Genomic DNA, 18,314 nt, shown 5'->3' with positions numbered 1-18,314 from the left:
CGGCGTTCGGGTCGTCCGACGCGGACGGTGTTCCTGCGACCGTGGTGTGCCCCCGGGCGCGGCCGTCAACCGTGGCAGCTGGGTGCCGTGTGAACGGTGGGATCGGTGCAACGGGTGCCGAGCCGGGATGCGGCGTGCCACGGCCGGCCCTGCTCGGGCCGGCGATACACAGCAGGTGTGAACCGGTCCGTCCCAGTGCATCCCGTCGTGCCGCCGGTCGCCGCGCTCCTCGCCGCCGCCGCGGCCGTGCTCGAGACCGTCGGCCTCGGCGTCCGGCTCTTCGACGTCCGCGGCGCCCTGGGCCGGCTGCTCTCCATGGACCTGCCCGGCTCGCTCGCCCGGCTGTTCGTCGCATGCGTCCTGCTCGCCGCGACTCTGGTGGCCGTGCTGGGCGCCCATCAGCGGCCCGGCAGACGGCTGTCGTGGTCGGCGGTGGCGGCGATCGCCGGCGCGCTCGGCGTGGCCAAGCTCGCGGGGGGCCTGCGGGTCGATCTGGTCCCGGTATTCGGCTCCGGCGCGCAGGGATGGCGCGGCGCCGCCGTCCTCGGCGTCGCAGCGGCTGCGGGACTGGTCCTCCTCTGGCGGCTCAGCGGCGACGGCCGGCGGATCGTCACCGTCCTGGCCGCGCACGTGGTCGCTGCGGTCGGGCTCTCGGCCGCGTCCACCTACGCCCGCATCACCGGAGGGCCCGTGTCCGCCGCCTTCGCCACCTTCGTCGAGGAGAGCGCCGAGGCGCTGACCGCCGTCGGACTGCTGGTGGTCCTCCTCGTCGGCGTGCTGCCGCGTCTCGTGTCGTCGACCGGCGCGCCACCGCGCCGGTGGCGCGACGAGCCGCCCGCTGAGCTCCGGGCCCGCCTTGCGGCCTAGCCACCAGGCGGTTCCCTCGACAGGAGGAGCCGCGCCTGCTGCCGGCTGGCCCCCCGTCTGCGGGGCTGGCTAGGGCAGCAAGCAGCACTTACCGTCCGTTGTCATGCGGATCTCGGTCATCGGATGCGGCTACCTCGGCGCGGTCCATGCTGCGTCGATGGCGGAACTGGGCCACGAGGTCGTCGGCATCGACGTCGACCAGCAGAAGGTCCAGGCTCTCTGCCACGCGAAGGCGCCGTTCTACGAGCCCGGCTTCGAGGAGTTGCTCGGCCGCACCCTGGCCTCGGGGCGGCTGAGCTTCAGCTCCGACTTCGCCGATGCCGCCGGCGCGCAGGTCCACTTCCTCTGCGTCGGCACGCCGCAGAAGCGGGGCGAGTACGCGGCCGATCTGCACTACGTCGAGGCGGCCACCGAGTCCCTGCTCGACGTCCTGGCGCCCGGCGAGCTCGTGGCCGGCAAGTCGACCGTCCCGGTAGGCACGGCGGCGCGGCTGAGCGAGCTCGTCGCCGGCAAGGTGCCCGGCGCACTGCTGGCCTGGAACCCCGAGTTCCTTCGCGAGGGCTTCGCCGTGGAGGACACCTTGCACCCCGACCGCCTCGTCTACGGCCTCCCGCCCGGCCAGGACGGCGAGACCGCCCGCGCGCTGCTGGACGAGGTGTACGCGCCCATCGTGGCGCGGCAGACGCCCCAGGTCGTCACCGACTACGCGACCGCGGAGATGGTCAAGACCGCGGCGAACTCGTTCCTGGCCACCAAGATCTCCTTCATCAACGCGATGGCCGAGCTGTGCGAGGCGACCGGGGCGGACGTGAAGCTGCTGGCCGACGCCATCGGTTACGACGACCGGATCGGCCGCAAGTTCCTCAACGCCGGCCTCGGCTTCGGCGGCGGCTGCCTGCCCAAGGACATCCGCGCGTTCATGGCCCGTGCCGGCGAGCTGGGCGCCGACCAGGCGCTGACCTTCCTGCGCGAGGTCGACAACATCAACATGCGCCGGCGGATCCGCATGGTCGAACTGGCCCGCGAGGTGTGCGACGGCTCGCTGCTCGGTAAGCGGGTGGCGGTGCTCGGCGCAGCCTTCAAGCCCGACTCCGACGACATCCGCGACTCGCCCGCGCTCAACGTGGCCGCGCAGCTGCAGCTGCAGGGCGCCGTCGTCCGCGTGACCGACCCGGCTGCCATCGAGAACAGCCAACGGCTGTGGCCGCAGCTGGACTACGCAGACACCGCCGAGGAGGCCGCCGAGCGCGCCGACGCCGTCCTCGTGCTCACCGAGTGGCGGCAATACCGCGAGCTCGACCCCGTCGAGTTCGGCAAGGTCGTCAGGCAGAAGCGGGTGCTCGACGGGCGCAACGCCCTCGACCGGGACGCCTGGGAAGCCGCCGGCTGGAGCTACCGCGCCCTGGGCCGCCGCGCCGGCTGACGGCGCCTGGTGTCAGCGGGGGACGTCGGGCAGCGCCTGCTTGTCGAACTCCGCCGCGTTCTGCGCCAGCGAGTCGCTCTGCAGGTAGGCCCACATGCGCTCGCAGGTCACGCCGTCCAGGTAGACGACGCTCGCCGCGCCCTCCCGGCCGGTGCCGAGCACCGGCGCCGTGAAGAAGTCGACGTTCTCCGGCGTCAGGTCGCGCATCGAGTAGGCGAGCTGGAACAGATCGGTGCTGCCGAGGGTGTCGTCGATGCTGACCGCGTCGGTGAGCGCCCGCAGCGACCCGTCGAGCTTGCCGACGTCCTTGAACGTGTCCGAGCTGAACAGCTTGTCGAACACGGCCTGCAGGTACTGCTGCTGGCGCTTCACGCGGTCGAAGTCGCCGCCGTCGAGCCCGTAGCGCTGGCCGAGGTACCAGCGGGCCTGCTCGCCGGTGATGTGGTTGACGCCGGCGGTGAACGTGTAGTCGCCGTTGGTGGTGGTCTCGGCGACCTCGACGTCGACCCCGCCGAGCGCGTCGGTGACCTCGGCGATGCCGTCGAAGTCGACCGCGACGTAGTGGTCGATGCGCACCTGGGTCAGCTGCTCGACGGTCTGGATGAGCAGGCCCGGCCCGCCGAACGCGTAGCTGGCGTTGATCTTGTTCATCCCGTGGCCGGGGATGTCGACCCACGAGTCGCGGGGGATGGAGATCAGCTGGGCGTGCTGCCGGTCCGCGGACAGCCGGGCGATCATGATCGCGTCGGAGCGACCGTCCGGGTCCTCGCCCGAGGCGGGGTGCCCGCGGGTGTCGGAGCCGACCAGCAGGAAGGTGACCGGGTCACCGCCCGGGTCGTCGGCCGAGGTGGCCGGGGCCGGCCGGTCGCTCTCGTCGAGACCGGCGAACACGTCGTCGATCCGGTCGACGTTGCCCGCGTACCGGGCGGTGACGAACCACAGCCCGCCGCCGACGAGCACGGCCAGGATGAGCGCCAGGACGCCGGCGCCGATCAGCGTGCGGCGGAGCAGCTTCCGGCGATGGGGCTCGACGTCCTCGGCGGACGTGTGCGGCTCGTCGGCAGTCGGCGCGGCATGGCGGCCGTGCGCGTGCGACTCGTCGGCGTTCAAGCGGTCCCCCGTCGTCCCCGTGCTGTCGCATCGAGGCTATGGAGGGAAATCCGGCCTGTGACCTGCCTCTTACTCGGAGGGGTGAGGCCTGGCGACCGGCCGGTCCGACGGCGGGCGAGGGGTCGGCACGGCGGACGACGACAGTGTGGGGGAGGGGACGCCGGCCCAGGTCGGCCAGCAGTCAGCGGACCGGGCCTCCTCGGCGTCGGCCCGCGCGATCGTGCGCCCGATCAGCACCGCCGCGAGCAGGCCGAGCGCGAGCCACGCTCCGACCACCAACACCCATGTCATCGGGGCCCCGTTGAAGAATCCGCAGGTGGCGGACGCCACGCCGGGGTTCATGCTGCCGTTCGGCTGTGTCTTTGGCCACGTGACGAAGGTCCGAACCGGATTTCGGCCGGAGTGTTTCCGTGTTCAACGAACCGCCCATTACGGAACGTCATCTGGCGGGCCAGCTACTTGGGCGATACCGATGTGCCGTTCGAGCGTGCATGAGGCAGAGTGGCTGCACGAGAGGGCCAAGGACCAAGCGCAACCGGTCCAGAACGCCCCGGAGTCATCACTCTGGGTTACGTACACGCCGCTCACCCGATCCGGGGAGTCGCGATCACTTGACCCGGCGTGAGCGCTCGCAAAGTCTCGCCCGGGCGACGGCTGACCGAAAGCGTGCAGCCGGCACGGACGACTGTTGGACCGGGAAGGTGGAGGCGCGACGGTGCACACGGTGATGAGCGGCCCCGGCCGCTCCTGCGCCGTCCCCGCCTACGTCGTCCCCGCCCGTCGCGCCTCGCGCTGGCTCGGCCGCGGCCTGCTCGCCGCGCTCCTGCTCCTCGGCTGCTCGGTGCTGCTGGCCCTCTTCGCCGACGGGGCGCGCGCCGACGAGGGGCTCGCCCCGCGTCCGGCCGGCCAGCAGCTCTGGGCCGACTGGCGCTACGAGCACCAGGCCCAGGGGACGCCGCTGCTGGTCGGCGCCACGACCGAGCTCCCCGTCGGCAGCCCGGCCCCGGCGTCCCCGCCGCCGGCCGACCCCCCACCCCCGGCCGATCCGCCGCCGCCGGACGAGGCGTCGTCGGACGGCGACGTCCCGGTCGAGGACGACGCCCCCGACACCGAGGTTCCCGACGAGGCGCCCGCGGACGACGGCCCGGCATGCGCCGCCGTCACCTCGGCCGCCGCCGGCACGGTTTCCACAGCGGCCGACGGCTGCCCGGTCGTGGCCCCGGCGGCGCCCGCCCCCGCGAAGCCCGCCGCGACCGCGACCACGCCCAAGCCGGCCGCGGCCACGACCCCCACGACGCCCACCTCGTGCCCGACCACCACGGCCACGACGGTGGCCGCGACCTCCGGGACGACCGCGCCCGCGGCCACCACCGCATCGACCACGACCGCCACCGGCACGACGACGACCACGACGAGCACGACGACGACGACGACGACCACCACGACGACGCCGGCCCCCGACCCGTGCGCCCCACCGGCCAAGCCGGTCGTCGTGCCGGTGCCCGTGCCCGTGCCCGTGCCGGTCGAGCAGCCCGTCGTCGAGACCCCGCCGCCACCGACGGAGGCCGTCGCGCCGCCCGCCCCCGTCGACGTGCCGCTGCTGGGCGTCCTGGCCGTGCCGGCCGGTCCCCATGAGCGGGCCGCGAGCACGGGCTCCGCGTCGTCCGACGCCCCGGTGCCGCCCGTCGGCGCCCCCGCGGCCCTCGGCACCTCCGACACGCCACCACCGGCGCCCAGCCCGCTGCCGCCGATCCCACCGGTGCCCCCGGCACCCGTCGCGCCGACCACCAGCGCCGGCGGGGGCGGTTGCGGCTCCGGCGGCAACCAGGGCCACGGTTCCCACCACGGACCGCTCGCCGTCCTGCCCGTCGGGTCCGCGCTGCACTCCGTGGGCGGCGCGCTCCTCGGCACGGCCACGGACACCGCCGGCTGTGTCCTCCGCGGGACGGAGGACCCCGCCGTCCGACCGGACTGAGCGGGCGCCTCGACCGCTCCGCGCCGAGGGCGCCCGCTCGCCCTCCCGCCGTCGGGCCCGTGGTCACATCGCCGACCCCCGAGCGGCAGTGACCCGGCCGCCGTCCCGACCGTCGCACGCCCGTCGTGCTCCGCACCCGATCAGCGCACCGCCCGTGTGCTCAGCTTCGAGGACTTCGTTTTTCGATGACACCGAACGCATCGAGCCCGCCCGCCGAGGCCGCCGAGATGCCGCGCCCCGCGATGAGCGCGCACGTCCCTGCCCCGCTCGACCAGCAGAAGGGGGTCTAGTCATGTCGCTCGCACGATCCGACATGTCGTCGCCGGACGAGCGCGACACGCACGTCCCCACGCCCCGGCGACGCAGCCGGGGCGTCGGCAAGGACCGCCTGTCGGCCCTGACCGCGGCGCCGTCCGCCGACGCCGAGGACGAGCCCTACGTGCTGCAGGAGGACGACATCGTCCACCGGCTGGAGACGCTGCGCCCGGTGCCGCCGCTGCCGCCCGCGCCGCCGCGCCCCCGCGCCGCGCGGTCGCAGCGCGCCCCGGTCACCGCCTGGCCGGTCTACGACCCGTTCGCCGCCCGCCGCCGCCCGACGCCCGAGTGGCTGGTCCGGCACACCGCCACGGTCGTCGCCGTCGACGCGCTGGCCGCCGTCGTGTCGGTGCTGCTGGCCCGGCTCGTCGGCGCTCCCCTCGGCTGGCCGGCCGTAGCGGCTGCCGCCGTCCTGTGGCCGCTCCTGGTGGCCGGTGCCGGCGCCTACGCCGAACGCCGCCAGGGCACCGGTGGCGACGAGTTCCGGCGGGTCGCGCTCGCGGGCCTGGTCGCGGTCGCCGGCGCGGGGATCGCCGGCTCGCTCGTCGACGGCGCCCTCGACGGGATCGTGCTCGTCGCCGCGCCGCTGGCCACGGTGCTCTCGCTGGTCGCCCACGTGGCGAACCGCTGGCGCCTGCACCGCGCCCGCGCGCAGGGGCTGATGACCAAGGCCGTGGTCGTCGTCGGCCGCGACGGCGCCGTCCTGGACCTGGTCAAGCGGATCCGCCGCGACCCCACCGCCGGCCTGCGGGTCGTCGGTGCCTGCGTGCCGCGGCCGCGGGAGTCCAGCCTGCTCGTCGCCGAGGGGGTCCGCGTGCTCGGCGGCCTGGACGACGTGGTGCGGGTCCTCGACGAGGTCCGCTCCGACGCCGTCCTCGTGGCCTCGGCGAGCGAGTCCTCGGGCAGCTACCTGCGGGAGCTGGCGTGGCGGCTCGAGGGCACCCGGATCGACGTGCTGGTCGGTCCGGGCGTGATCGAGGTGGCGCCGCGGCGGCTGCAGGTCCGTCCCACGGCCAGCATGCCGCTGATCCAGATCCAGGAGCCGGAGTTCCGCGGCTACCGGCGGTTCCTCAAGACGGCGCTGGACCGGCTGGTGGCCGGCTTCCTGCTGCTGCTCACCCTGCCGGGATCGCTGGCCATCGTGGCCGCCATCCGGCTGACCAGCCCGGGCCCGGCGCTGTTCCGGCACCGGCGGATCGGCAAGCAGGGGCAGGAGTTCACGCTCTACAAGTTCCGCAGCATGGTCGCCGACGCGCCGCCGGACATCGCGCTGATGGGCCTCAACGAGGGCAACGAGGTGCAGTTCAAACTGCGCCACGACCCGCGGGTCACCGCCGTCGGCCGCTTCCTGCGGCGGTACTCCCTCGACGAGCTGCCCCAGCTGCTCAACGTGCTCAAGGGCGAGATGTCGCTGGTCGGCCCCCGGCCGCACGTCACCCGCGAGGTCGAGATGTACGGGCCGGACGTCCACCGGCGGCTGCTGGTGAAGCCGGGGCTCACCGGGCTGTGGCAGGTCAGCGGCCGGTCCGACCTCGGCTGGGACGAGTCGGTGGAGCTCGACGTCCGCTACGTGGAGAACTGGTCGCTCGGCCTGGACCTGGTCATCATGTGGCGCACCGTCCGGGCCGTGCTGCGCAGCTCGGGCGCCTACTGACGGTGGGCGTCGCGGCGGGCAGGCGCGTACACCTCGAGGAGGGCGGCGTGCTGGGCGGGCACGGTGTTGTGCGCGAGCACGTCCGCCCAGCCCCGCACGTTGGCGCTGGCGGCGTCGGCGTCGAGGAGGCAGTCCAGCGCGGGCGCCGGGTCGTCCCCGGCCAGGGTCAGCCCCGCCGGGACGTCGGTGAAGCTGGGCAGCCGGCGCACGAGGGTGGGCACCCCGAGCGCCGCTGCCTCGGCCACCATCAGCGGGAAGCCCTCCCACCGGGCCGAGTGCAGGTACAGGTCGGCCTCGCCCAGGGCCTCGAGGACGGCGGCGCGGGGCAGCCAGCCGGAGACCTCGACGCCGCCCGCTTCGAGCGCCGCCCGGCCCGTGTCGCCGTCCCCCAGCCAGCGCGCCCGCAGGTCGGGGAGCTTGCCGCGCAGCCGCTCGACGAGCCGCAGGAAGAACTCGGGGTCCTTCTGCGGCCAGAGCCGGCCGCCGCCGACGACCAGCGGCGGCCCGGCCGGGCGGGTGCGGGCCCGCGGCCGGGTCGGCGGCGCGATGTTCGGGACGAGGACGCGCGGGGCCCGGCGCAGCGGCCAGGCCGACAGCTGCACCTCCCGGGCCGAGCAGCCGGCGAACGCCGACGTGTTGAGCGCCAGCAGGGCCTCGGCCAGCCAGAAGCCGGCCCGGACCGCCGCGGACACGTCGCGGCGCTCGAAGGAGTAGCAGTGCGGTGTGTAGACCAGGTACGGCGAGCCCCGGCGGACGGCGAGCCGGGCGTAGCCGCCGCCGTGGCTGGAGTGCGCGTGGACCACGTCGGGCCGCAGCTCGGCGACCACCTCCCGGACCCGGCGGATCCGCGCGAGATGGCTGCCGAGCATGCGGTGCGTGGAGGCGAAGTCGCCCTGCTCGGCCAGATCGCCCTCGGCGTGGACCGCCGTCCCGGAGAGCAGGTGGTGCTCGGCCTCGGGCAGGGACCGCGTGTACTGGGCGATCGCCGAGCCCACTCCGCTGGCGTACTTCTGCACCACGTGCAGGACCCGCAGCGGCGGGGCGTCCGGCGCGCCGGGGGTGGACGTCGTCGGGCGCACGACGCCGATCCTCTCCCGACCTGCCCGTATCCGGTGCCGGCGGGGTGGCTCCGTCCCCCGTCCGGGGGTGTGCGACGGTGACCACGGTGTCCGTCGACCTCGCCGACCCGGCCTTCTGGGCGCGCCCGGCCGAGGAGCAGCACGCCGCCTTCGCCGAGCTGCGCCGGCTGGACCGGCCGCAGTTCTTCCCCGGCCCGGACGGCGGCTTCCACGCCCTCGTCCGGCACGCCGATGTCGTCGCCGCCAGCACGACCCCGGACCTGTTCAGCAGCGAGCCGAGCGTGACCACGCCGCCGCCGGAGCGCTGGGTGCGCGCGGTGTTCGGGGACTCGATGGTGAACATGGACGGCCGCCGGCACGCCGAGCTGCGCCGGGTCGTGCAGCAGGCGTTCACCGCGCGGCGGGTGGCGCTGATCGAGGAGTCCGTCCAGCGGATCGCCACGGAGATCGTGGACGACGTCCTCCGGCGGGGGACCGGGGACTTCGTCTCGGTCGCCGCCGCACCCCTGCCCACCCACGTCATCTGCGAGATGATGGGCATCCCCCCGCAGCGCCGGCGGATGGTGCTCGACCAGGTCACCGGGTCCACCGAGCTGATCGGGGTCGAGGGCGACGCCCGACCGCGGCTGCGGATGCCCGGCCGCAACCTCGCCGCGCTGGCCCGGATGCACCTGCTCGTGCGCCGCATCGGCGCCCAGCGGCGCCGCCGTCCGACCGGGGACCTCGTCTCCAGCCTGGTCGCCGCCGACCTCGGCGGCCGGCAGCTCGGCTCCTTCTTCTCCCTGCTGCTCATCGCCGGCATCGAGACCACCCGCAACGCGGTCGCCCACGGGCTGCGGCTGCTCGGCGAGCACCCCGACCAGCGCGCCCTGTTGCTCTCCGACCTCGACGCGCACCTGCCGGGCGCGGTGGAGGAGATGCTGCGGTGCGCCACGCCGATCGTGCAGTTCCGCCGGAACGTCACCCGCGACTGCGAGTGGCGCGGCGCCCGCCTCCGCCGCGGCGACACCGTGCTGCTGCTCTACGCCTCGGCGAACCGCGACGAGGCGGTCTTCACCGACCCCCAGTCCTTCGACATCACCCGGCGGCCCAACCCGCACCTCGCGTTCGGCGGCACCGGCCCGCACTACTGCCTCGGCGCCTCCCTCGCGCGCACCGAGCTGCGCCTCCTGTTCCGCGAGCTGCTCACCCGCGCGCCCGGCATCCGGCCGGTGGGGGAGCCGGAGCTCGTACCGTCGAACTTCGACAACCGGATCAGGCGACTGTCCTTCGACGTGGGAAGCCTGTGAGACTGGACCGGAACGGAACCCCGTCGAGCGCAGCGGCGCCCCGCCGGGTCGGCAGACAGGGATCGGAGCACGGGGTGGAACAGGCGGCGCCGCTGGACGGGCATGTCCGCGCGGAGGTGATCCGGGACGGCGACGGTTTCACCGCCCTGGCCGCGGAGTGGGACGCCCTCTACCGGGCCGCGCCCCGCGCCACCCCCTTCCAGGCCCATGCGTGGCTGGACGCGTGGTGGCGCGCCTACGGCGGCCGGCGTCCGCTGCGGGTGGCCGTCGTCCGGGACGGCGAGGGCAGGCTGGTCGCCGCGGCACCCCTGCACCTGCGCCGGCGCGGGCCGGTGCGCGTGCTCGCCCCGCTGGGCGGCGCGATCTCCGACTTCACCGACGTCCTCGTCGCCGAGGACCTGCTGACGCCCGAGCAGGTGCCGGGCGTGGTGGCGGCCTTGCGCACGGCGCTGGAGGCCGCCGGCGGCTGGGACGTCGTCGACCTGCCCGAGGCACGACCCGGCGCGGCCGCGGAGCTGCTGCTCGACGGCTGGCACGGGCCGCGCTGGTCGCTGCCGGCGTCGACCTGCATGGAGGTGCACGCCGGCAGCTTCGAGGAGCTGCTGGCGCAGTTCCCGTCGAAGCGCGCGAGCGAGGTGCGCCGGCGGCTGCGCCGCGCCGATGCGCTCGGGATCGAGATGGTCGACGTGCCGCCTGAGGAGGTCGCCGAGGGCGTCGCGGAGATGATCCGGCTGCACGCGGAGCAGTGGGAGGGGCGGGGCGTCAACCCCGAGCACCTGCGGCCCCGGTTCGCCCAGCACCTCACCGAGGCCCTCGGGCGCATGATCCGGGACGGGCAGGCGGTGCTGAGCCGCTTCCGGCTCGACGGTGAGGTGGTCGGGGTCAAGCTCGCCCTGGTGGGCCACGACATGACCGGCGGCTACCTGGTGGGCGTGCGGCCGGCGGTCTACAAGAAGATGGACTTCTTCCCGTTCCTGCTGCGCGACGATCTGCGGATCACGGCGCGGGCGGGGCTCTCGGTCCTCTCCATGCTGCGCGGCCGGGAGGAGCACAAGGACCGCTGGAAGCCCGTGCCGCGGGTCAGCCGGCGCCTCGTGCTCGGCCGGACGGCGGCCGCGTACCCGTACGCCGCCGCCGTCCTGCTGCGCGCGCGGGCGGTGGGCGTCGCCAAGCGGCGCGCCCCGTGGGTGCGCTCGCTGCCGCAGCGGATCGCCGCCGTCCGCGCGACCGTGGCCGGCGGCCCCCGTTCGGCTGACCAGGCGAGCCCGGAGGACCGCGCAGCGGCCGCCCGGCGCGCCGGCTGAGAAAGGACCCGGCCATGGATCCCGCCGGCACGCCGCTCCCGCGCGCCCCCCGGGTGCTGATGTACCACTCGATCAGCCCGGCGACCGGCCCCGACCCGCACGCCCTGCGGGTGCACCCCGACCGGCTGGACCAGCAGCTGACCTGGCTGCGGCGGCGCCGGCTGCGCGGTGTCTCGGTCGCGGAATGGCTGGCCGCGGTGGACCGCGGGGACGCCGCGCGGCTGGTCGCGCTCACCTTCGACGACGGCTACCGGGACTTCGTCGAGCACGCGATGCCGCTGCTCGCCCGCCACGGCATGACCGCCAGCGTCTACATCGTCGCGGACAAGCTGGGCGGCGCCAGCGACTGGGACCAGCCGCCGAGCCAGCCGCTCATGACCGCCGACGACGTCCGCGCCGCGGCCGCGGCCGGGCACGAGGTCGGCAGCCACAGCAGCACCCACGTGCGGCTGGCCGCGGTGGGGCCCGAGGTCCTGGCGCGGGAGATCGCGCACAGCCGCGCCGTCCTGGCCGACGTCCTCGGCGCCGACGTGCCGGGCTTCTGCTTCCCCTACGGGTCCTTCGACGACGCGGCGGTCCAGGCGGTCGTGGACGCCGGCTACGACTACGCCTGCGTCACCGACGACCACACCCGCCCGCGCCGGCACGCCATCCCGCGGTTCTACGTCGGGCAGCAGGACACCGGCCTGCGGCTGGAGGCCAAGTTCGTGCGGCACGTCGTCCGCGCCCGGGCCCGCGCCGCGGCGTCCTGAGACTTCCGGCGCCTCGACGATGTACGGGAATGGCGCAGTCCTGCGCTGAGAATGCGCCGCGGGCGCTCACTGTTGCGCGGGCTCACCCCTTGCGGCGGCGGGTCACCAGGGCCAGCGACTGGGTGGTGACGACGGCGATCTCCGCCAGCATCACGGCGAGCGCGGCGCCGGGCACCGCGTAGCGGGGAGCCAGCAGCGCCATCCCGGCGGAGGCCACGACGATGCTGATCGTCGTCGAGAGGGCCATCCAGCCGCTCATCTTCAGCGGCACGAGGTGGTGGAACCCCAGCGTCGTGCCCAGTGCCACGCACACGATGGAGACCGCGGCGAAGACCACCGCGACGTCGGGGACCTCGATCTTCGCGGCGAAGAGCACCCGCAGCAGCAGGTGCGCGGTCACGAGGAATCCGGCGGCCAGCAGCACCCCGACGCCGGTGGTGATCGCGAACGCCGTCCGCCGCCGCTGGGCCGGGTGATCGGTGGGCTCGGAGACCCATCCCTGGAACGCCAGCCCGACCGGGTTGAGCGCGAAGACCACGAACTTGGTGACCCGGTCGAGGGCGGCGTAGGCGGCGACCACGCCCGGGGCCACCGCGGCCAGCAGCGCCATCGGCAGGATGGTGTTGAGCGCGGCCTGCACCGACACCCCCACGGCCGCCCACTGCTGGCGGACCACGCGCGCCGTCGTCCGCAGCGGGGCCAGCTCGGTCCGCTGCCCGTATCGGGCCGTGACCGCGACCGCCATGACGGTGTACGCGACGATCAGCGCAGCGGGGTAGAGCCAGGCCTCCGGGCGCCAGGCCACGAGCAGCGCGGCCGCGGCGGTGGCCACGACGCGGGGCACGGTGTCGTACCGGGCGATGGCGCCGGGCCGCCCGGTGCCCACGAAGAACCAGGCCGCGGACAGCCCCAGCATCGCCGAGGCGAGCGCCATCAGCCCCGCCTCCAGCCGGGCGGAGGACGGCGCCAGGACCGCGGCCAGCGCCGTCGCGGCGGGCGCCGCCACGGTGAAGACGGTGAGCCGGGAGATCAGGCTCTCGGTGTACAGCTCCCGCTGCCGGCCGGGGGCCTCGGCCACGAGGGACGGGCCCACGACCGTCCAGCCCAGCAGCACCAGCGTGGACGCCCCGGTACCGATCGACTGCCCGATGGCGATCCCCGCCCACGCCTCGGTGCCGACGTAGCCGAGCAGGACCGGCAGCACGAGGAACGGCGCGATCGCCGAGATCAGTGGCAGCCCCAGGAAGCCGGCCAGTCGCCGGACCGGGATCGCGCGGAACCGGTCGAGCCGGGTGACCGGTGCGTCGGCCTCGCCCTGCACGCCGGTGGTCATCCGGTCAGGGCCGGCGAGCCGGGCGCGGGCAGGCTGGGCTTGCGGCCGGTCAGCAGCGCCCGGGCCGAGTCGCGGATCCCGCGCAGGTGCTTGCCGCGGTGCGCGCTGCCGATCAGGGACAGCGGGGTGCGCACCAGCAGCGCGGCGAGGCACAGCGCGCGGGCCAGGAACGGCCGCACCCCGAGCAGTTCGAGGTAGACGAACGCGGACCAGGTGATCACCGGCAGCACGACGTCGACGCGCGAGCGGGTGCTCGCCGCGATCAGGTGGTGCACGTCGAGGTCGTGGCTGTCGAGCCGGACTCCGGAGGCCTGGGCCACCCGGCCGAACCACGCGTCCTCGTAGCAGAACGGCAGCGACTCCTCCAGGCCGGCGACGGCCTCCCACAGAGGGGCGCTGATCGCCACGAGGCTCAGCGGCGCGTACAGGCGCGGGTCGTCGGGGGACTGCGTCGCGGTGTCCGGGAGGCCGCCGAGGCCGAACGCGATCTGCTCGATCATCGAGAGGTTCGCGAAGACCCCGGCCGGACCCGGAATCCGCCGCCAGGGCAGCTCCCGGGCGAGGCGGATCAGCCGGTGCTCCTCGGCGGTCTCGCCGGCCAGGAACTCCGCCATCCGCACGAAGGTGTCGGCCTCGTAGTCCATGTCGTCGTTGGCGACGACCAGCCAGCGGAACTCCCCGCCGGCCGCGGCGCCCTGGTTGATGCTCACCGCGAAGCCGGCGTTCGTCCCGGGGACCACGACGTCGGGCCACTCGGCGGCCAGCGCCTGCACCGAGGCGTGGTTGGCGACGAGGACCGCGCGCAGGTCGGCGCCCTTCGCCATCGCCGCGGACACGGCGGCGCAGAAGCGCGCGGCGTGGGCCTCCGTGACGCTGGGGCAGACGACGAGGACGTTGATCACGAAGGACTCCCGGCAGAGGTGCGGACGGCGGGGGCGGCGTCCGGGACCGCCCGTGCCGGCCGGAGCAGGTCGAGGTCGGCCGCTGCCCAGCCGGACAGGCCGAGCGCGACGCCGGTGAGGATCGATCCGGGCCCGCCCAGGTCGCCGGTCACCATCGCGACGAGCTCGTAGGCGAGCACGCCGACGCCCATGAGCGTGACCGTCGTCGACAGGTCCGACCGCGGCCGTGCCGCGCGGGCCAGCCCGCGGGCCAGCAGGACGGCGAGCACGGTGACGAACACGAGCAGCGCGAGCAGGCCCTGCTCGCCGGCGATCAGCAGGTAGAGGCTGTGCGGCGACTTGAGCTCCACCCGCTCGAAGGTCGAGCCGAACGAGATGTCGCTGGAGCCGAGCAGGCTGAAGTCGGCGTAGGCGTCGCGGAAGTCGGGGAACGCCCGCGGCCCGACGCCGGTGAACGGGTGGTCCAGCGCCATCTGCAGCGCGCCCCGCCACAGCGCCTCGCGGTCGAGCAGCGACTGGTCGGGTGCGGAGTCCGCGGACAGCAGGCTCTCCAGCCGGGTGCCGATCGCCGATCCGCTCGAGACCAGCGGCGGAACGATCAGGGCCGCGGCCAGCGCCGCGGCACCGACGGTCGCCAGCAGCCGGACCGGCCGGCCCCGGCTGACCACCACGACGGTGGCCAGCGCCATCGCCACCCACGCCCCGCGGCTCAGGGTCGCCGCGTTGGCCACGACGAAGAACACCGCGCCGGCCGCGCCCCACCAGCGCCCGGCACCCCGCCGGACGACGGCCACCGCCAGGCAGATGACGTAGCTCATCGCCGTGAGGTGCGACAGCGTGCCGATGTTGTAGGCCCCGAACGTGCCCACGGCGCGGATGCTCTCCTCACCGATCCCGGCGCCGGTGCCCGTCGCGTACTGGAACAGCCCGAGCAGCCCCTCGACCAGCCCCAGCCCCAGCAGCGACCCGACCACGACGACGGCGTCCGCGCGGGTGCGCAGCGCCACCATCACCGCGACCGGGGCGAACAGGAACAGCTCGACGAAGCGGATGCCGCCGACGAGGTTCTGCGGGAAGTTCGTGGCGAGTGCCGCCGCGACCAGGCTCATCAGCGCGATGGCGAAGAACCCGAGCGCCGGGACGCTGCGGACCATGCGCAGCCGCTCGGACCGCAGGATCTGGCGGACGGCGCACAGCGCGGCGACGACGATCGCCAGGTCGCTGGGGCTGACCGCCGCGGTGGCGGAGGCGTCCTCGGCCGGGGCGAGCGCCAGGAGCAGCACCGCGGCCGCCACCCACGTGCCCGGCCGGGCCAGGACGGCGGGGACGTCGGACAGGCGGAAGGACCGGCGGGGCGCCGCCGTCTGCAGAACAACCATCACCCACCTGGCCAAGAAGTCGGCGTCGTCGCGGGAGGCGCCCTCGGGTCAGGTGCGCGCGTCGACTCGCCGAGGAGCCGTTTCGCCGCCTCGATGCGGTGCTGTCGCAGGCAGTCTGCCAGCCGGTCGGCGACCTGTCCCGTGCGGAGCACTCCGGGGCGACCTCGGTCACTCGTTGGTGTGGTGGGCCGACAACTCCCAGGTCGGCTACCTACCATCGCGGCGTGGCGAGCAAGGCGAACACCGACATCGCGCCGACGGCCCCGACCGCGGGGGGCACGGCGACGGCTGCCGCGCGCCCTGCCCCGGCCCCTGACGCGGAGCCCCCGGCACGCAGCCCCGCCGTGGTCCCCCGCCGGCGCAGCCGGGCATGGGTGTGGCTGATCGTGCTGCCGCTGCTCGGCGCGGCCCTGTTCGGCGGGGCGGCGTTCGCGGTCGGCGCCACCACGCCGCCCACCTACACCGCCGACGCGCTGGTCGCGGTGCTGCCGGACGACCCGGCGGACGAGGTGTCGATCCCGGTGGCCGGCATCTGGACCGAGGTCGGCAGCTCCGACGCCGTCCTCCTGCAGGCGGCCGGCGACCTGGGCGTCAGCGGCGAGACGCTGGCCTCCGCCGTCACCCTGACGCAGGCCCCCAACGCCCCGGTGATCACGGTCACCGCGGTCACGGAGGACCCCGACCGGTCCGCGGACTGGGCGAACGCGGTCGCCGCGCAGCTGCTCGCCGAGGACGACCGCAGCCCGGTGCCCGGCTACGGGCTCCGGCAGGTCGCCGACGCGGTCGCCCCGGCCGAGGGGGCCGCCCTGGTGACCCCGCTCATCGTGGCCGCGGCCGCGGCGGTCGGCGCCGTCGTCGGCCTGGTCGTCGCGCAGGGCATCGTCCGGCGCCGGCGCTCGCGATCGGCCGGGCGCTGAGCACGGGCACGGCGACGGTGGACCGGGAGACGGCTGCCGCCGATCCGGTCGACGCGCCGCCGCTCCGCGGCGGCCTGCCCGGCGTCCGGCTGCTGCTCCGGCGCAGCTGGTGGGTCGCCGTCGGGATCGTCCTCGGCCTGGTCGCCGGGTTCGGCGCCGGCCGGGTGGTGGAGCCGGTGTACCGGTCGACGGCCATCCTCACCGTCTCCTCCTCGACCGCCACCGACCCGGTCAACGTGTCGCGCGCGGCACAGGCGCTGGCCCGCCTGGCGACCGAGCCGGGCGTGGTGGGCGAGCCGCTGCGCGACGCCGGGCTGGACGACGCGGCGGCCGACCCGCAGCAGTTCGTGCGGGTCATCGCCGCGCCCGACGCCCCCATCATCAGCGTGACGGGCAGCGCGACCGACGGTGAGACGGCGCAGCGGATCGCCGCCGCGGTGGCCGACGCGCTGACCGACGTGGGGCCGTTCCCGCCGTTCGACGCCACCGTGGTGGCCGAGCCGACGGTGCCCGGCACCGCGACCACCCCGGCGTGGGCGGTGCCCGCGGGCGGAGCCGGCGTGGGCGTCGTCCTGGCCGTCGTCCTGGCCGCGACGGTGCCCGCACGGGCGCGCGGGCGCCGGGACGCGTGAGTGCTCCACGGGGTCCGCGCGCCCGGCCGACCGGCCCGGGCCGATCCGCGGGTAGGGTCGCGGCCGTCGAGAGGCCCGCCACCTGGGCGGATCCCCTGGAACCGGCGACCGGCCGCGGAGCTGGAGGTGCGCATGCGGGCGAGCGGGGAGCCCGACCGCGCGTGCGCCGACCCGACGCGGCAGCGGACCCCGGGCTGATGGGCGCCCACACAGCAGCGCCCCGCCGCCGTCGCGGCCGGTGGGTGGCCGCCGCCCTCGCCGTCGCGGTGGCCGGCGGGGCCGCCGCCGTGGTGGCCACCGCGGGCAGCGGCGACGACGAGCTCGCTCCCACGCCGCCCCAGGACGGCGCGAACGTCATGGTGCTGCCGGTCAGCCCGGTCGGCGGGCAGGTCGCCTCCGGGCTGCAGACCCCCGAGAGCGCGGTCGCCGAGGTGGACGCCGCCGTCGACTTCGGGGCCACCGGCATCCGGGTGACCGCCGACATGAGCTGGCTGTGCCCGACCCGGCAGTGCACCACCGCGCCCCTCGAGCCGCTGGTCGAGCGGGCCCGGGAGCGGGGGCTGCGGGTGTACCTGCACGTCAACAGCACGCCGTCCTGGATCGACGACCGCGGCACCTGGTACGGCCCGACCGGCGAGGGCGCCGAGGAGTGGGCCGGGCTGTTCGCCCAGATGGTGGCGCGGTTCGGCACCGAGATCGAGGGCTACGAGGTCTGGAACGAGCCGAACCTCGTCGACGCGTGGGAGCAGGGGCCGGACCCCGGCCAGTACGCCGACCTGCTCAAGGCCGTGTGGACGGCCGTCCAGGACGTCGACCCCGACGTGACCCTCATCGGCGGCGTCCTCAGCAACAACGACCTCGGCTACATGCACGCGCTCAGCCAGGCCCTGGCCGAGCGCGGCGGCAACGCCGAGAACGGGTTCTTCTACGACCAGCTCGGCGTCCACCCCTACGCGGGTGAGCAGGGCGCGGGCTATGACCCGCGGGTCGTCTCGGGCCAGCACGACGTGACCACGCAGTTCGGCGTCAAGGACATGACCTTCCTCGGCCTGGACCGCCTGCGCGAGCAGGTCCACGCCGACGAGGGCATCTGGCGCGACGTGGTGATCGGCGAGTTCGGCTACGACACCACGCCGGGCAACTGGTACTACGTGGCCGAGCCGGAGCGCTCGGAGTACCTGTCGGAGGCGCTCCGGCAGGCCGCCTCCTGGAGCTGGGTCCGCGCCTTCACCGTCTACTCCGGTGAGGGCTTCGCCGTCGAGGGCACGCCCAGCGAGGACGCGCTCCGCCGGACGACGGCGACGCTCCGGAACTGATCACACGGACGGCGGACGCGACGCCGTCTGCACCGGGCGCCCGAACGGGTGATCCGTCCTGCCGGGC

At 75.2% G+C, this 18,314-nt stretch carries 15 protein-coding genes; 10 read left to right on the top strand and 5 right to left on the bottom strand.

The genetic code is table 11. The features are described 5' to 3' along the window. Positions 1–177: 177 nt before the first annotated feature. A complete protein-coding gene (locus tag ACWIYF_RS26705) occupies positions 178–867 on the top strand; it encodes a hypothetical protein (protein ID WP_448625850.1) in 690 nt (229 codons plus the stop codon). A 103-nt stretch (positions 868–970) separates the two neighbouring features. Next, positions 971–2,290 (top strand): UDP-glucose dehydrogenase family protein, encoded by a 1,320-nt coding sequence (locus ACWIYF_RS26700; RefSeq protein ID WP_448625849.1) that lies wholly within the window; start codon positions 971–973, stop codon positions 2,288–2,290. A 12-nt stretch (positions 2,291–2,302) separates the two neighbouring features. On the opposite strand, the gene ACWIYF_RS26695 is transcribed toward ACWIYF_RS26700, so the two are convergent. Next, positions 2,303–3,400: an LCP family protein gene (locus ACWIYF_RS26695; protein ID WP_448625848.1), complete on the bottom strand. Its 1,098-nt coding sequence runs from the start codon at positions 3,398–3,400 to the stop codon at positions 2,303–2,305. 727 nt (positions 3,401–4,127) lie between these two features. On the opposite strand from ACWIYF_RS26695, the gene ACWIYF_RS26690 reads away from it, so the two are divergent. Continuing rightward, positions 4,128–5,375 (top strand): hypothetical protein, encoded by a 1,248-nt coding sequence (locus tag ACWIYF_RS26690; protein WP_448625847.1) that lies wholly within the window; start codon positions 4,128–4,130, stop codon positions 5,373–5,375. A gap of 292 nt (positions 5,376–5,667) precedes the next feature. Continuing rightward, positions 5,668–7,344, top strand: coding sequence for a sugar transferase (locus ACWIYF_RS26685; RefSeq protein ID WP_448625846.1), 1,677 nt, complete (start codon positions 5,668–5,670; stop codon positions 7,342–7,344). Here ACWIYF_RS26685 and ACWIYF_RS26680 read toward each other — a convergent pair. Beyond that, positions 7,338–8,423, bottom strand: a complete 1,086-nt coding sequence (locus tag ACWIYF_RS26680) for a glycosyltransferase family 4 protein (RefSeq protein ID WP_448625845.1) — start codon at positions 8,421–8,423, stop codon at positions 7,338–7,340. The genes ACWIYF_RS26685 and ACWIYF_RS26680 overlap by 7 nt on opposite strands. 77 nt (positions 8,424–8,500) lie before the next feature. Between ACWIYF_RS26680 and ACWIYF_RS26675 the strand changes: the two genes are divergently transcribed. From ACWIYF_RS26675 to ACWIYF_RS26665, 3 genes are all read left to right on the top strand, one after another. Continuing rightward, positions 8,501–9,712, top strand: coding sequence for a cytochrome P450 (locus ACWIYF_RS26675; RefSeq protein ID WP_448625844.1), 1,212 nt, complete (start codon positions 8,501–8,503; stop codon positions 9,710–9,712). 74 nt (positions 9,713–9,786) lie between these two features. Continuing rightward, positions 9,787–11,016: a GNAT family N-acetyltransferase gene (locus ACWIYF_RS26670; RefSeq protein ID WP_448625843.1), complete on the top strand. Its 1,230-nt coding sequence runs from the start codon at positions 9,787–9,789 to the stop codon at positions 11,014–11,016. A gap of 14 nt (positions 11,017–11,030) precedes the next feature. Beyond that, a complete protein-coding gene (locus tag ACWIYF_RS26665; RefSeq protein WP_448625842.1) occupies positions 11,031–11,768 on the top strand; it encodes a polysaccharide deacetylase family protein in 738 nt (245 codons plus the stop codon). Positions 11,769–11,850: 82 nt separating this feature from the next. Here the strand turns inward: ACWIYF_RS26665 and ACWIYF_RS26660 are convergent, their stop codons facing one another. The 3 genes from ACWIYF_RS26660 to ACWIYF_RS26650 are packed head-to-tail and all read right to left on the bottom strand — an operon-like array spanning position 11,851 to position 15,382. Further along, positions 11,851–13,101, bottom strand: a complete 1,251-nt coding sequence (locus tag ACWIYF_RS26660) for a hypothetical protein (RefSeq protein WP_448625841.1) — start codon at positions 13,099–13,101, stop codon at positions 11,851–11,853. Continuing rightward, the gene (locus tag ACWIYF_RS26655) at positions 13,098–14,003 is read right to left on the bottom strand and encodes a hypothetical protein (RefSeq protein ID WP_448625840.1); all 906 of its coding nucleotides are present in this window, start codon (positions 14,001–14,003) and stop codon (positions 13,098–13,100) included. The genes ACWIYF_RS26660 and ACWIYF_RS26655 overlap by 4 nt, the downstream gene beginning before the upstream one ends. Beyond that, a complete protein-coding gene (locus tag ACWIYF_RS26650; RefSeq protein ID WP_448625839.1) occupies positions 14,000–15,382 on the bottom strand; it encodes an O-antigen ligase family protein in 1,383 nt (460 codons plus the stop codon). The genes ACWIYF_RS26655 and ACWIYF_RS26650 overlap by 4 nt, the downstream gene beginning before the upstream one ends. A 224-nt stretch (positions 15,383–15,606) precedes the next feature. Between ACWIYF_RS26650 and ACWIYF_RS26645 the strand changes: the two genes are divergently transcribed. The 3 genes from ACWIYF_RS26645 to ACWIYF_RS26635 all read left to right on the top strand — a co-directional run bounded on the left by ACWIYF_RS26645 (position 15,607) and on the right by ACWIYF_RS26635 (position 18,247). Further along, positions 15,607–16,299: a hypothetical protein gene (locus ACWIYF_RS26645; protein WP_448625838.1), complete on the top strand. Its 693-nt coding sequence runs from the start codon at positions 15,607–15,609 to the stop codon at positions 16,297–16,299. A gap of 17 nt (positions 16,300–16,316) precedes the next feature. Next, the gene (locus ACWIYF_RS26640) at positions 16,317–16,931 is read left to right on the top strand and encodes a hypothetical protein (RefSeq protein WP_448625837.1); all 615 of its coding nucleotides are present in this window, start codon (positions 16,317–16,319) and stop codon (positions 16,929–16,931) included. 161 nt (positions 16,932–17,092) lie between these two features. Further along, positions 17,093–18,247 (top strand): hypothetical protein, encoded by a 1,155-nt coding sequence (locus ACWIYF_RS26635; protein WP_448625836.1) that lies wholly within the window; start codon positions 17,093–17,095, stop codon positions 18,245–18,247. Positions 18,248–18,314: the final 67 nt, after the last annotated feature.

Source organism: Geodermatophilus sp. URMC 64, from assembly GCF_053502555.1.
The sequence above is the reverse complement of the archived record's forward strand: the minus strand, read 5'-3'. Positions and strand labels throughout refer to the sequence as shown.

Coding starts and splice junctions, on each gene's coding strand:
- ACWIYF_RS26700 (WP_448625849.1), top strand. CDS start 971: ATGCGGATCTCGGTCATCGGATGCGGCTACCTCGGCGCGGTCCATGCT.
- ACWIYF_RS26650 (WP_448625839.1), bottom strand. CDS start 15,382: ATGGTTGTTCTGCAGACGGCGGCGCCCCGCCGGTCCTTCCGCCTGTCC.
- ACWIYF_RS26685 (WP_448625846.1), top strand. CDS start 5,668: ATGTCGCTCGCACGATCCGACATGTCGTCGCCGGACGAGCGCGACACG.
- ACWIYF_RS26660 (WP_448625841.1), bottom strand. CDS start 13,101: ATGACCACCGGCGTGCAGGGCGAGGCCGACGCACCGGTCACCCGGCTC.
- ACWIYF_RS26665 (WP_448625842.1), top strand. CDS start 11,031: ATGGATCCCGCCGGCACGCCGCTCCCGCGCGCCCCCCGGGTGCTGATG.
- ACWIYF_RS26690 (WP_448625847.1), top strand. CDS start 4,128: ATGAGCGGCCCCGGCCGCTCCTGCGCCGTCCCCGCCTACGTCGTCCCC.